The sequence below is a fragment of the Mesorhizobium sp. WSM4821 genome (assembly GCF_055901555.1).
Genome location: NZ_CM148371.1, coordinates 6,256,639 through 6,270,105 on the forward strand (window position 1 = coordinate 6,256,639; position 13,467 = coordinate 6,270,105).

10 protein-coding genes are annotated in these 13,467 nt (G+C 62.0%); 4 read left to right on the forward strand and 6 right to left on the reverse strand.

Annotated elements, in window-relative coordinates; all coding sequences use genetic code 11:
* Positions 1-343: 343 nt before the first annotated feature.
* The 3 genes from AC0NID_RS30585 to AC0NID_RS30595 form a co-directional block, all read right to left on the reverse strand.
* The gene (locus AC0NID_RS30585; RefSeq protein WP_473456407.1) at positions 344-946 is read right to left on the reverse strand and encodes a sulfotransferase family protein; all 603 of its coding nucleotides are present in this window, start codon (positions 944-946) and stop codon (positions 344-346) included.
* A 34-nt stretch (positions 947-980) separates the two neighbouring features.
* Positions 981-1,883, reverse strand: a complete 903-nt coding sequence (locus tag AC0NID_RS30590; protein WP_473456408.1) for a VOC family protein — start codon at positions 1,881-1,883, stop codon at positions 981-983.
* 236 nt (positions 1,884-2,119) lie between these two features.
* The gene (locus tag AC0NID_RS30595) at positions 2,120-3,508 is read right to left on the reverse strand and encodes a Fic family protein (RefSeq protein ID WP_473456409.1); all 1,389 of its coding nucleotides are present in this window, start codon (positions 3,506-3,508) and stop codon (positions 2,120-2,122) included.
* 729 nt (positions 3,509-4,237) lie between these two features.
* Here AC0NID_RS30595 and rnk point away from each other — a divergent pair.
* From rnk to AC0NID_RS30615, 4 genes are all read left to right on the forward strand, one after another.
* Positions 4,238-4,702 (forward strand): nucleoside diphosphate kinase regulator, encoded by a 465-nt coding sequence (rnk, locus tag AC0NID_RS30600; protein ID WP_473456410.1) that lies wholly within the window; start codon positions 4,238-4,240, stop codon positions 4,700-4,702.
* A 162-nt stretch (positions 4,703-4,864) separates the two neighbouring features.
* Entirely contained in the window at positions 4,865-5,428 is a 564-nt protein-coding gene (locus tag AC0NID_RS30605; RefSeq protein ID WP_473456411.1) for a GreA/GreB family elongation factor, read from the forward strand.
* 1,401 nt (positions 5,429-6,829) lie between these two features.
* Positions 6,830-7,369, forward strand: a complete 540-nt coding sequence (locus AC0NID_RS30610; RefSeq protein WP_473456412.1) for a DnaJ domain-containing protein — start codon at positions 6,830-6,832, stop codon at positions 7,367-7,369.
* A 440-nt stretch (positions 7,370-7,809) separates the two neighbouring features.
* Positions 7,810-8,739 (forward strand): LysR family transcriptional regulator, encoded by a 930-nt coding sequence (locus tag AC0NID_RS30615; protein WP_473456413.1) that lies wholly within the window; start codon positions 7,810-7,812, stop codon positions 8,737-8,739.
* Here the strand turns inward: AC0NID_RS30615 and AC0NID_RS30620 are convergent.
* Genes AC0NID_RS30620 through AC0NID_RS30630 form a run of 3 tightly spaced genes read right to left on the reverse strand, consistent with a single transcriptional unit; the run spans position 8,726 to position 13,466 of the window.
* On the reverse strand, positions 8,726-10,189 hold the full coding sequence (locus AC0NID_RS30620; RefSeq protein ID WP_473456414.1) for an amidase: 1,464 nt from the start codon (positions 10,187-10,189) through the stop codon (positions 8,726-8,728). The genes AC0NID_RS30615 and AC0NID_RS30620 overlap by 14 nt on opposite strands.
* 51 nt (positions 10,190-10,240) lie before the next feature.
* Complete coding sequence (locus AC0NID_RS30625) at positions 10,241-11,068, reverse strand: FAD binding domain-containing protein (protein ID WP_473456415.1); 828 nt, start codon at positions 11,066-11,068, stop codon at positions 10,241-10,243.
* A 10-nt stretch (positions 11,069-11,078) separates the two neighbouring features.
* Positions 11,079-13,466, reverse strand: coding sequence for a xanthine dehydrogenase family protein molybdopterin-binding subunit (locus AC0NID_RS30630; protein WP_473456482.1), 2,388 nt, complete (start codon positions 13,464-13,466; stop codon positions 11,079-11,081).
* Position 13,467: the final 1 nt, after the last annotated feature.

The following is a 13,467-nucleotide window of genomic DNA, read 5'->3' on the forward strand; positions in this document are numbered from 1 at the left end:
AGTATGACTACCCGGTGTCGTTACATCAATACCGATCTGGGGGCGGAGAGGGTCGGACTTCAGAAGTCTCCTTCCAATGCCGAAGTAGCGACCCATCCGGGCAGCCTGCCCCGCGACCAGAAATGTCTGCTTCTGGCGCAATAGGATGTCCAGGGTGGTCGCCGGCAGCGTCTTCTATCGGGCATCGCAAAGATCGCCTCAAGGGCGGACATTCGGCGCAGAACCGTCGTTGAAAATTGATGGGACGGCGGCCGTTGTGGGTTAAAAAGTGACGCTACCCCACCTCAGGTTCTGACCGTCGTCGCGAGCATCGTCGTGACCTGACCCATTGCATACGGTCAGACTAGTTCTGTGCAAGGGCCGACTGAAAGTCCTTGGTGTTGTTGCGATTGGGATAGGACTGGTCCGGCACCGGCACACCGAGATGCAGGCAGAGCGGCTCCCATCCGTCTCCCAGATTGTGGACCAGCAGCCGACCCGGCGGCACTGTCGCAATGACCGCCCTTACATTGGCTTCGTAGACGGCGATCGCATTGGCGCGATCGTGCGGCCGGCCGCCGAAGACCTGTCTGGAGATCAACGCAAGACCTAGGGATTCCTGGTCCGTGCTCCGGCTGATGCCTGCCAGGATCGTTTTCTCGAAGCTTTTCCACCAGCTTTCCGGCGACCGGTATGTCAAGATGACCGGGGCGTCCGGATAGAACTCAACCAGATCACGCCAATAGTGCGCCGAGGGCCAGTCCATGCAAGACTGGTAACCCGCAAACAGCTGGTTCCAGTCTGGTGCCGCGCCCTGCGCCAGCGCACGCCAAAGCCGCTTCTGGTCTTCATTGGCCATGACTTCGAACATGTGGTGGCAGGGGCCGAAGCCAAGGATCGTCAGCGCCTCGCGCATCGAATCCGTTCCTGTCCGGCCAAAGCCCGTTCCGATTACCCTGACCGCCATTGTCTCCCCCCGGTTCAGGCCTACAGCCGTCAGATCAGTCGCTTGCGAGCACCATCCGCAGGCGGTTTCCCTCGGGGTCGCAGAGGTCCAGCGCCCCCTCCGTTTGCAGCGAGGGCACCTGCGTCTCGCCGAGACGTCGCGCAGCGGCCGCGAGGTTTTCCCGGCTGGGAAGCACGACGGTAAAATGCTCCAGACCTGCCGCGCCGAGCGGTGGCTCCTTCAACTCGTCGCGAGCCCAGATGTTGAACGCCACCATGTGTGGGCGTTCCTCGGTGCCGCAGTCGAACAGGCCAAACGTTGCAGACTGGATATGTGGCCTGAAGCCAAGCACGCCGAGGTAGAACGCCATCAGCGTTTCGGGCGACCGCGCGCGCATATGAATGTGACCGATGAAGCTATCCGCCGCGAGCGGCACGTTGATAGAGTCCGCAGCGTCGAGTTCGTGCAGCAATCGATCGATATCCAGGGGTTCCAGCCCGGAATGCCTCGTGCCGTCCTTGGCGACAAGCGAAACAGCGCCGCCAGTCATCTCTTCCCTGGAGGCGAGGCGCCCGGCCGTGTCGAAGCAGATCTCGATGCCGTTGCCTGAAGGATCGGAAACGTAAAGTGACTCCGAGATCAGATGATCCTGAGCGCCGTGCCTCAGGCCGGAGGCACGCAGCCGCGCGGCGACCCGGGCCAATTCCTTGCGTGTCGTGACATGGATGGCGACATGAAAGAGATCGCGGGACTTTGACGGCAGGACGGTTGTTGCCCCGGCGTGCAGCACAATAAGGCTCTTGCCGTCGACGCCGAGTTCGGCGATCCCGCTGTTCTTGGTCAGGGTCGAGAGGCCGACCACGTCACGCCAGACCGATAAGGCGGCTGGAATGTCGACGACGCGCAGATGAACCGGGCCGAGACGGGTGGTGTCGGCTAGAGTTTCTTGGCTCTTCATCGGCCGTTGTCTCCCTGCAGCGCTGGAACATTAGCTGTGAAAGATATGCCTGTCTTGGGCATAGTTCGGTCGACCCCTCCAGGCGTACCTGCAACCTCCAGCGCGATCTGCCGGTAATGTCCCGCATTAAGGCAGTGGCAAAGCTGCCTTAATTACCGAGATAGGCGCATTGGTGGCGCTGGCTAGCATCCGCTACGAGGATGGGAAAGACGAGCGTGCGCTGGAATGGCGCCAGGCTAGGCGCTTCGATCTGCCGACCAAGTCACCCGCTCGGCGAGAAACGCCGCGAACGGCTTCACATTCATGTTGCCGCTCGCCTCTTCCAGCCCCGCCAGATAGGCTTTGCGGTCTTCCACCCTGACTACGGTCCACGGATAACCGCCCGATGCCAGCATGGCATTCATGAGGAACCGCGCCATACGGCCGTTGCCGTCTGGATATGGATGCACATAACCCACAAGCCAGTGGCCCAGGACGGCGCGCACTGATACTTCTTTCTCCGCCTCTAGCAGATCAAACAGCTCGATCATGCCATCAGCAACCGCCTCTGTTCGCGGCGGTACATGCTGGGAGCCCCGCAGGTACACAGGGTGGTTGCGGTATCCGGCAAGCGCGCTTGCCTTGAGTATGCCCGCCGTCACAGACGGGGCGAACAGCTCGCGGTACCATTCCCTGTGCGTGTCCCGCGTTAGTGCGCCCGCAGGCGCACCGTTGATTATGGAGGCGACCGAGTCTTTGACTTTCTGAAACGCAAGGTAATAGCCGCGTGCGGCGAGGACATCACGGTTTTTGCGGTCCTCTCCGTCAATCTCCGGATTCCAGCTTCCCTCACGAACGCGATCGATGAGTTCGGGCGTCACGCTGTAGCCTTCTATCGACAACGAGTGATAGGCGTCGCTTTCATAGATATCCTCAACGAACTTCATGTAGGCGTCCTTGTCGGACGGCAGGCCGGGCGACTTCGGGAATGTCTCGATGATTGCTTCGCGCTGCGATTGCCAGATCGCGCGCAGGCGGGCGACCAGCGGCGGTACACCAGTCGCAATGGTAGTGACTCCCGTTTGTCCCGCAAATGGATCGGACTCGCGCACGCCATATCCGGCCGATTTGAAGGCCGCCACGATTTCATCGGCGAAGGCGTCTCGCCCTACGCGCCGGAATGCACCGGCAAGCCGCCCCGCCACGGCGGAATGGCCGCCGTCAAGCAGTAAGGCCAGCACGGTCACGTCGCGCACGGACGCCATGGCGACCTGCATCTCGATAGGCGTGCGCTGGAAGAACGCTTCCGGCACACGGATAAGCGCCGCCTCAACGGTGAACACGCGCTGGCCGTTTTTTTCGGTCAGCTGTTCCGGCATCTGCTTGACCCCAAGGTCATAGAGGGAGGTACCAAACAGCAAGTCGATCTTGTTGTTCTTGCCTTTGGGGGTATTCACAACCACCTGCGGCGGGAGGGTGGGCGCTTCCGCATGCAGCAGGAGAGACTGCTCGGGCGACAGGTACCAGTCCTTGCCGAACCGCTCATTGCAGTACAGTGAACAGAATTCCCAAAAGGTCGCATACCAGGGGGTGGTGTCCTGCTGTTGCGCCTGAGGCCCGGTTGACATTACCCAGCCCTTGATCACGTCGCGTAGGAATCCGTTTGCCAGCAGCCGCTCACGATGGACGCGCGACAGCTCGTCTGACTTGAATATGCGCCGCCCGCCCTCCTGCAGCGTGCTGTAAAATCACAAGTTTTTTATGTTGTGAGATCACAAGCTTTTTATGCGCTAAAGTCGTAAATCTAAATTTTTTCAATTAGTTATCAAGCATGACGCGCTCGGCTGAACGTCGGGTTGCGAGAGGCTTCTAGGCTAGGATGAGTAGCTTCTTGTCACTCGTGCCAATTGACGCCAGGCGTCGCGGCTGCGTGGCAATTGTGAGCAGCAGTGGCGTTCTGCCAAGCAAACACAGTGCAAAACCGCTAGAACCAAGCCGGATGCGCCGTAAGCTCTGGTTCGCCTCAAAGTCATTGTTGCTGGACCTTGCTACTCGCCGACACCCTTACCACATCTGCTGACACTCGAACCACGGTGACCCGGTGCCTTGACTTCCGGAATTGCTTCACCAACTATGACTCTATGAACGTCACTGTCAAAATCCGTAGCGATTTTCTTTTCCGGGTTTGCCCCATCGCGGGATCATAACCCCCGGCTCGGCTGCCATGCGCCCCGAGCCGAGGGGAAAACCTAAATCCACATAATGATCCGTGGGGTGCACCGCCTCTGGGCTTTGGTGCATCGACGAAGATTTTCCCGTTGGCCAGTTCCGCCACCTCTGATGACGGCCGGCCCAACTAGAATATGAGTATCCAAATGCAAAACAACACGAAGACCCGGCGTAAGCCAAACATCCGCATCTCGAAGTCGGACCATGCACGTTTATCGGCGCTTGCGAGCACTGTGGCCGCTCGAAATCCGGAGGCTTCCGATGAACTGTTCGCCGAACTCGAGCGCGCACGCATCGTCGCCGATGGTCGGGTCTCCGCTGGCACCGTCCGGATGGGTTCAACTGTGACGTTCAAGCCCGACACCGGTGATCGGAAAACGATCACGCTGGTTTTTCCTGGCGACGCGGACATCTCTGAAGGCAAGGTTTCAATCCTCACGCCGATTGGCACGGCCCTGATCGGCCTCTCGGCTGGACAGTCTAGCATGTGGACCGCCCGAGACGGGCGCCGGCACGAATTGCTGGTCCTTGCCGTGGACCAGCCCGGCCCGGAAGGCGATGGAGCCGAGCGGCTCGCACCAGCGTCTCCGGCGATTGCGGCGAGTGTCTAGACATGGGCGTCTCCGTACGTCTCCTCAATCATGCGGGCAGCCTGATCGCGGGAGTCTAACCCCTGCGCCGGCCTATCCGGGTCCGGCACAGGGGTAATTCGTCACACCCGATCAATTTCCTGACGCTGGATCCCCTTGCACGGGGCCGGCTGGAGACGCACCATGCCCAATATCGACAGCTGTCAACTGACGACCAAGGACTACACCATTCTGGAAGTGATGCGGGAGCGCCATCCGGCTCGCACCCAAACACTGTTGACTATCCTCCACCGGAAGATTTCGAGCGCACTCGTCATGTTTCGGGAAGACATCCCGGCAACCGTCGTGACGCTCAGCAGCCGCGTGACTTACCGGGTAAACGATGGGCCCGCCCGAACGCGCATCCTCACACATGGCGAGATGCGCGGTCTGGTAGGCATGCTTTTGCCAATCACCAATCCGCGCGGTCTGGCACTGCTTGGTCTGGCCGAAGGTCAATCCATGACCATTCCGAGCGCGGACGGCAGCCCTGAAACGCTGACTGTCCACGAAGTGGTCTATCAGCCGGAAGCCGCAAGGCGCGAGAGATTGAAGTGGGCGCTGGGGGCGGAACCGGGCTCGTCGCAACAGGGCAGGCCTGTTCTCCGCGTCGTCCATCGTTCTGATAAGTTGCAGGACAACGCAGAGAACAAAGTCGTGGCTGCTTTCGACACTGGGTTCGACGACCCGGGACCGTCCGCCGCCTGAGAGCTCGACCATCCCGAAGGTTGTGATGGGTAGACAACCGGCCCGGCGCGGCTGATCAGATAGTGCGCGACGATCCTTCTGCGACAGCGCCACCAGATTGTCTGCGAGCACATCATGCACCTGCGGAGGGGTAAGCTGGTTCAGGCCGCCAAGAAACTCCGCCGACAGCAAGTCGGCGTAGTTGTGAAAACTCTGGATGCGAACGCCCGGTGGGTCATGGGTCCAACCCTGTTGTGAAAGCTATTGTGATCGACCTCTCTGCGAAAACAGCTCGGCAGTGATTTCGTCCCTGTCTCCATTATGCTTAGCGATCAAGGCCAGCGCTTCCGGGTGGCCAATGTTGCCGAGCTTCATGAGATACGGAACCTCAAACGTTCTCTTGTTGAGGCGCCATTCTGGCACGTACCGTGTTGCTGGCTTTCGCGCTGTTGTTCCATCTTGACGCATCATTTTGACTCCTCTTCCTGATATGATGAAGCAGTCGCAAATTCCGTGCCTCGTCCCGCGTTGGAGGGCTATTCGAGGGAGATGGAAACTCATCGCGGGCTTGGCGGAAAGGGTCTCAAACTTGATACCCTTTCAAAGTCCGCCCCGCGTGGTTGTGGTGCCGGCGCGCTTGCTCCAGCATCCAAGACCTTGGCCCTGGCAGCTCAGGTAGAAGCGTTCGCCAGCGCGCGACACTGCCGGCCGCTGCTTTGCTCGCCATTCCTGTCAGGCGCGCTCTGCAGCTTGCCTGTGGCCAGCGCCATGCACTGCGAAGCCATACTGCGGGAAAGCCCTTGCTGCTTGTCGAGCCGTGGTCCGAAGTGACCGCGGGGCAATGCCGCCTTGTTGCGGAGCAGCCAGCAGCCGATTGCCATCTTCTGATCGATCGACGATGCCCGCGCGGGATCACCCGAGTATCGACCGGCAACGGATCAGCCAGCGGTGCGAGATTGGCCGGCGACATCGGGGCGAGATAGACCTTGTGAACCTCAGCCTGGAGCCTGTCAGGCAGCCTCATGAATTGCCGGATCGTCATTCGGATCGGAGCGCCAGCGCAGCGGTGTGCCGATCCGCACCGCGAAGGCGCCTTATGCGTCGGGCCTGCCACAGGTTCGGCGAGCGATAGGCGCTGACGCCCTCGATCTCGATTTCGGTGAATCGTGTTCGAGCCAGCATGCCGCGCTTCGCTTTGGATGGCACGGAATTTGCCTAAGTCTCTGCTTGCAGGACAAGGCCTTGGAGTCATGCGTCGATATCGGCGTCGCAATAGGCCGTGCCCCAGTTCGGATTCCGCGCGCCAGTCGACCGGAGGTGTCGTGAGGATGCATGCCAGATCGTCGAGGGCGTGTTACGAGAATGGCGGGGCACCGACCTGGCATGCGGCTGAGGTGACGCCATTGTCGTGGGAGCACCACTATGTTCATTGACTACTACGAACTTCTGGAGATCAGCCCGAACGCCAACTCGGAGACGATAGAACGGATATTTCGTTATTTTGCCATGCGCTACCATCCCGATAATCAGGACACCGGCGATGAAGCACGCTTCAGCGAACTCATCGAGGCCCATAACACGCTCAAAGACCCGGTCAAGCGCGCGCAGTACGACATTCAATATAAAGATCATTCGAACTTTCGTCGCAATTTGACTGAGGAAGCCGGCAACACTAAAGGCATCGAACGGGATAGCGTTATCCAGGCGAAGGTGCTCGCGCTTCTTTATGTTAAACGCCGACAGGACGTTCGCAACCCTGGAATTGGCGATACAGAACTCGAACGCTTATCCGCATGTCCGCGTGAACATTTAGAGTTTCATCTCTGGTATTTGAAAGCAAAAGGCTGGATTGCAAGGATCGAAAACGGCATGTTCGCGATCACCATAGAAGGCATCGATCGGGCCAATACCGAGCATCGTCGCGACACCACCACCAGACTGCTGGACCATAACGCAGGCTAAAGACGGAGGACCCGGCGCGATGAACGCCTACGATCACCATTGGCCTCAGCCGGCGAGATGCGCGTGTCGCCGGCCTTGTGGTGTCCGCCGTCGGTTTCATCTGCCGGCACCCCCCTTTTTCGTGCTCGGCGGCACCGCCCGTGGGCCCGGCCGCGGGAGGCCGATCTCTGGGAGGCTCATCGGGCAGCCCTACTGGTTAAGCGCGGCATAGAAGCCTTGTTCCAGACTGTAGCGGAATGGGCTGCCAAGTTCGGCCGAGAATATGCCCGTACCATCCGACGGTCGTCCGCGAGCGGAAGATAGGGAAGCAACGTTTTGTTCCGCATGGTCCCGACCCGACGGCCGATCGCAGCGGACTACACGCAACATCCCGCAAGCCAATTTGGAATGAATCTTGCTTGATAACAGCCGGGCGCATCGGATCCGGCTCGGGCACGTTCATGAACCTCATCAGCGTCGACATACGAATGCTCCGATCGCTGCAGTGCGTCGCGGAAACCGGCAGCATTACAGAGACGGCGCGGCGTCTCAGTCGCTCGCAGCCGGCCATTACGCTGCAACTTCAGCGACTCGACGACATCTGTGGCTGCAACCTGTTTCGTCATGACGGACGCAAGATGGTGCTCACATCCGACGGCAGGTTGGTGCTTTCTTATGCAAATTCGATCCTGCGCCTGCATGATGAACTGCTCTCGCGCCTCTCCTCGCCCGATATCGAAGGCCAGGTTATCCTCGGCACCCCCGATCTCTACGCGGCCTATCTGCTGCCGTCGATCCTTGCGGTGTTCCAGCGCGCCTTCCCGCGCGTCCAGGTCCAGCTTCAATGCTCGCTGTCGACGCCGCTGGTCGCGCAGGTCCATCGCGGCGAAATCGACATCGCGCTGGTCACGCGAATGAACGACTTCATTGGCGGGCGGGTCGTGCGTCAGGAACAGCTCGTCTGGATCACGGGGGAACACTCAATGGCGCATATCGAAACCCCCTTGCCGCTGGCGCTGCTGCCACCAGGCAACATCTATCGCGATCACGCGATCGAGCATCTCGAACTGGCCGGCCGCGCCTGGCGCATCGCCTGCGTCAGCGAAAGCGTCAGCGGGCTCCAGGCTGCGGTTTTTTCGGGTATGGCCGTCACCGTGCTCGGCCGCAGCGCGCTCGTTTCGGGCATGCGTGAGATCGTCGCCAGCGGCGAATTTCCGACGCTGCCGAAAGTCGACCTTTTGCTCTATAAGGCCCATGGTGCGACCACGCCGGCCGCCAAGGCGTTGTACGACTACCTCTCGCACTATCTCGATATCAGCCGCGAGATCGGCGCTGTGCTAGTGCCTGACAGGCGCGAGGCTGAAAGCCAGGAGCACTTCAGCGGCGATTGAGCGGCGGCCATTCCAGGGCCCAGGGCTGGGCCTGCTCGAAGGCCCCGGCGAGCGCGATGATGGAATTCTCGCGCATCCATGGCGCGATCATCTGCAGGCCGATCGGCAGACCTGAGGAATCACGCCCGCAAGGGACCGTCGCTGCTGGCAGACCGCACAGATTGACCGGCCAGGTGAAAGGCGACCAGCCCAGATGCGTGTCGACCGCATGCCCGTCGACGCTGGACGTGCCGAGCGCGCCGGCCGCGAAGGCTGTCACCGGGACCGTCGGCGTGAGCAGGATGTCGACAGTGTCGAACAGTTCGACAAACCGCCCCCTGAGACGCGAGCGCAGATGCGTCGCCGCCATATAGTCCGCGCCGCTGTAGCCGAGACCTCTTGTCAGAACCGCGCGGAACACGTCATCCGAATCGACAAACGCATCCTGATCGCGATCGCCGACCGATGCCGCCTGTTCCGTGAAGGCGATCGGCTTCAGCACCTTGTCCAGCATTTGCGGGTCGAGCGCGAAATTGACCTCGACAAGTTCGGCGCCGGCGGAGGCCAGGAGATCCACCGCAGCGGCAAAAGCCGCCCGGACTTGCGGATCGATCGGCGCGTAACCGAAATCGACCGAGAAGGCGACGCGCAGGCTCTTGGCCGACGCTGGGATCCTCGAATATTCCTGTGGCTCCAAGGCGAGCGAGGCGGCATCGCGCATGTCGTAGCCCGCGATCACTTCCAGCAGCCGGGACGCGTCCGCGACAGTGCGCGCGATGGGCCCGGTATGCGCCAGCGATCCCCATGACGGCGGGAAGAAGCCCGGCGCGCGCGAAACGAGACCAAAAGTCGGCTTGATACCGAACACCCCGCAGAAGGAAGCCGGCACGCGGATCGAGCCCACACCATCGGTGCCGACCGCCAGCGGACCGCAGCCAGCGGCGACGCCCACGGCAGCACCTCCGCTGGAGCCACCACTGGTGCGGTCGAGCGACCAGGGATTGCGCGTGATGCCGCTGACGGGACTGTCGGCGGTGAGCTTGTAACCGGATTCACAGGTGGTCGTCTTGCAGGTCACGATGGCGCCGGCGTCGCGCAAGCGGCGCACGACATGCGCATCGACCTGCGGCGTGAAGCCGGCGAGTGAAGGCGCTCCCGCTTTCGCCGGTTTGCCGGCGACGAAGACGAGATCCTTGATGGTGACCGGGACGCCTGCCAACGGGCGGTTTTCGACGCCCTTTCGGTAGCGCTGTGCGATCACCTTGGCTGCCGAAACAGCCTCGTCATAAAGATCGGTCACAACGATGTTGCAAACGTCGTCCGTGCGGCGGAGCGCCGACACAGTATCGTCGATCACGTCGACGGGGTCGAAACGCCCCGCTCTGTAGCCGGCGACCATGTCGGCGGCTGACAGACGCGCGAGGTCGCCCGGCGCGCTGGCCACGCCGAAATTGGCTGGATTGACGGTCATAAGCCCTCCCGGGCGGCCGGACTCGCGCGGCCAAGCCGCGCCGGCCGGCCGCTATTGTCCTTTTGTTGCACTCTGGCCGTCGTTTTGAAGCGCGGCTGCTACCGCTCGCCGTGCCATGACCATCACCAGATTGGCGCGATAATCGCGATCGGCATGGATGTCCGAATTCAATCCCGACGGATCCATCGATACGCGGCTGAGCTGCTCCGGATCGAACCGTTCCTGAAGCGCCGCCTCGATATCGAGCGCCCTGAACACCGACGAGGCCGCACCGGTGACGGCAACACGCACCTTTGCGGCCGTCCGTGCCACGAACACGCCGACAAGGGCATAGCGCGACGCCGGGCTGCGGAATTTCGCGTAGGCCGCCATTTCAGGAACCGGGATGCGGAAACCGGTGACGATTTCCCCGGGATCGAGCGCCGTCTCGAACATGTCGACGAAGAAATCATCCGCAGCGACGGTCCGCCTGGTCGTGACCACGGTCGCATCGAGCGCGAGGATCGCCGCGGGATAGTCGGCGGCTGGATCGTTGTTGGCAACAGAGCCACCGATCGTTCCGCGATGGCGAACTTGCGGGTCGCCGATCTGCCCGGCGAGCGAGGCCAGTGCGGGTATATGCGCCCGCACCAGCGCGGAGGCCGCCACATCGTGATGACGCGCCATGGCGCCGACGACCAGCGCGCCCTCCTCCAAGGTTATCTCGCGAAGTACCGCCACCGCCGAGAGGTCGATGATCGCGGCCGGCGCGGCCAGGCCTTGCTTCATGGTCGCCAGCAGGGTCATGCCGCCGGCCAGGATCCTGGCGTCGTCTTGTTCGGCAAGCAGATCGGCTGCCTCAACGGTCGTCTCCGGCTTCAGATAGGCGAAGGATTTCATCGAAGCCTCCTCATTCGGCCGCGAGCGCGGCGCGAGAATTGCGGATGACGTTCCAGATCCGGTTCGGCGTGGCCGGCATGTCGACATGGGTGATGCCCAGTGGCTGCAGGGCGTCGACCACGGCGTTGATGACGGCAGCCGGCGAACCTATGGTGCCGCACTCGCCGCACCCCTTCACGCCCATCGGCGTATGTGTGCAGGCGGTGGAGTGCGGCGTAACGACGATGGTCGGGAAATTGTCGGCGCGCGGCATGCAATAGTCCATGAAGGACCCGGACAGCAGCTGTCCGGAACTCTCGTCGTAGACGCCGTGCTCGAACAGCGCCTGGCCAACGCCCTGGGCGATGCCGCCTTGCAACTGGCCCTCGACGATCATCGGGTTGATGATCGTGCCGACATCGTCGACGGCGGTATAGCGCTCGAGAGTCACCGTGCCGGTGTCGGGGTCGATCTCGACTTCGGCGAAATGCGCACCGCCGGGATAGGTGAAGTTGACCGGGTCGTAATAGGATTGCTCCTCGAGCCCAGGTTCGAGCGTCTCCAGCGGATAGTCGAAGGGCACATAGGCCGCGCCGGCAATCTCGGTGAACTTCTTCTTGCGATCGGTGCCGGCGACGGAAAACTCCCCCGCGTCGAAGACGATATCCCCCAGATCAGCCTCAAGCTGGTGCGCTGCGATCTTTCTGCCCTTCAGGATCACCTTGTCGGCCGCCTTCGAAAGCGCCGCACCGCCGACCACAAGCGAGCGTGAGCCGTAGGTGCCCATGCCGAACTGAACCTTTGCGGTATCGCCGCAGACGATATCGATATCCTCGAACGGCACGCCAAGCCGATCCGAGACGATCTGCGCGAACGTCGTTTCGTGGCCCTGGCCGTGGTTGTGGGTGCCGATCAGCACGGTGACGGCGCCCGTCGGATGCACGCGCACCGTGGCGCTTTCGTAAAGGCCGCCGCGCGCGCCGAGACTGCCGGCGAGCCGCGACGGCGCGAGCCCACAGGCTTCGACATAGGTGGAAAGCCCGAGGCCGCGATATTTGCCGCGGCGCGCCGATTCCAGTCGCCGCTGCTCGAAGCCTTCCACGTCGGCGAGCTTCTCGGCCCTGTCGAGGCAGCCCATCGGATCGCCGCTGTCGTATTCGACGATGACCGGCGTCTGATAGGGGTAGGCCTCCGTCGGGATCATGTTGCGGCGCCTGATGGCGCGCTTGTCGATACCCATTTCGATCGCCGCCACGTCGACCAGACGCTCCAGCACGAAGGTCGCTTCCGGCCGGCCGGCGCCGCGATAGGCATCCACGGGAACGGTGTTGGTGAACACCACCTTCACCGAACAATGTATCGCCGGCATGCGATAGACCCCCGACAGCAGAGGCGCATAAAGGTTGGTCGGGATATTGGGTCCGAAGGTCGAGAGGTAGCCACCCATATTGGCGAGGGTGCGCACCCTCAGGCCGAGAAACTTGCCGCTCTCGTCGAGGGCCAGATCGGCCTCGGTGAAATGGTCGCGGCCATGGGCGTCGGACACGAAGCCTTCCGACCTCTCGCACACCCATTTGACAGGTCGCCTAAGCTTTGCGGCGGCCCAGGTGACAACGGCTTCCTCGGCATAGTGGAACTGCTTGACGCCGAAGCCGCCACCAACGTCGGGCGCCACGACACGCAATTTGTGCTGGGGGATATGAAGCACGAATTCGCCCATCAGGAAGCGCACAACATGCGGAAACTGGCTGGTGGTCCACAGCGTGTGCTGGCCTGTGGCGAAATCATAATCGCCGATAGCGGCGCGCGGCTCCATCGGATTGCCGATGAGGCGGTTGTTGACCAGTTCGATGCTGGCGACATGCGCGGCGTCGGCGAACGCCGCCTCCACGGCGGCGGCGTCGCCCAGTTCCCAGTCGCAGCAGAGATTGTCGGCAATGTCGTCGTAGACGGTGGGCGCGCCCGCCTGCAAGGCTTCGACGACGCTGACCACGGCGGGCAGGATTTCGTACTGGACGTCGATCGCTTCTGCTGCGGTCCGCGCCTGCTCGACCGATTCCGCCACCACGAAGGCGACAGCGTCGCCGACATGGCGCACTTTGCCATGCGCGATCGGCGGGTGCGGCGGCTCCTTCATCGGATTGCCGTCCTTGCCATGGATGCCCCAGCCGACCGGCAGGCCGCCGACATTGTCGGCTTTCAGGTCCTCGCCGGTATAGACCGCCAGCACGCCCGACATGGCACGGGCTGCTGTCACGTCGATCGCCCCAAGCCGGGCATGCGCATGCGGCGAGCGCAGGAACGCCCCGAACACCATGCCGGGCCGCTTGATGTCTGCGACGTAGTTGCCGCGCCCGGTGACGAAGCGCAGATCCTCCTTGCGCTTTGGCGCCGCGCCGATGCCGATCACTTTTGACACG

Excerpts from the sequence above, each read along its gene's own strand:
- AC0NID_RS30585 (WP_473456407.1), bottom strand. The coding sequence starts at position 946 with ATGGCGGTCAGGGTAATCGGAACGGGCTTTGGCCGGACAGGAACGGAT.
- AC0NID_RS30590 (WP_473456408.1), bottom strand. The coding sequence starts at position 1,883 with ATGAAGAGCCAAGAAACTCTAGCCGACACCACCCGTCTCGGCCCGGTT.
- rnk (WP_473456410.1), top strand. The coding sequence starts at position 4,238 with ATGCAAAACAACACGAAGACCCGGCGTAAGCCAAACATCCGCATCTCG.
- AC0NID_RS30605 (WP_473456411.1), top strand. The coding sequence starts at position 4,865 with ATGCCCAATATCGACAGCTGTCAACTGACGACCAAGGACTACACCATT.
- AC0NID_RS30610 (WP_473456412.1), top strand. The coding sequence starts at position 6,830 with ATGTTCATTGACTACTACGAACTTCTGGAGATCAGCCCGAACGCCAAC.
- AC0NID_RS30615 (WP_473456413.1), top strand. The coding sequence starts at position 7,810 with ATGAACCTCATCAGCGTCGACATACGAATGCTCCGATCGCTGCAGTGC.
- AC0NID_RS30620 (WP_473456414.1), bottom strand. The coding sequence starts at position 10,189 with ATGACCGTCAATCCAGCCAATTTCGGCGTGGCCAGCGCGCCGGGCGAC.
- AC0NID_RS30625 (WP_473456415.1), bottom strand. The coding sequence starts at position 11,068 with ATGAAATCCTTCGCCTATCTGAAGCCGGAGACGACCGTTGAGGCAGCC.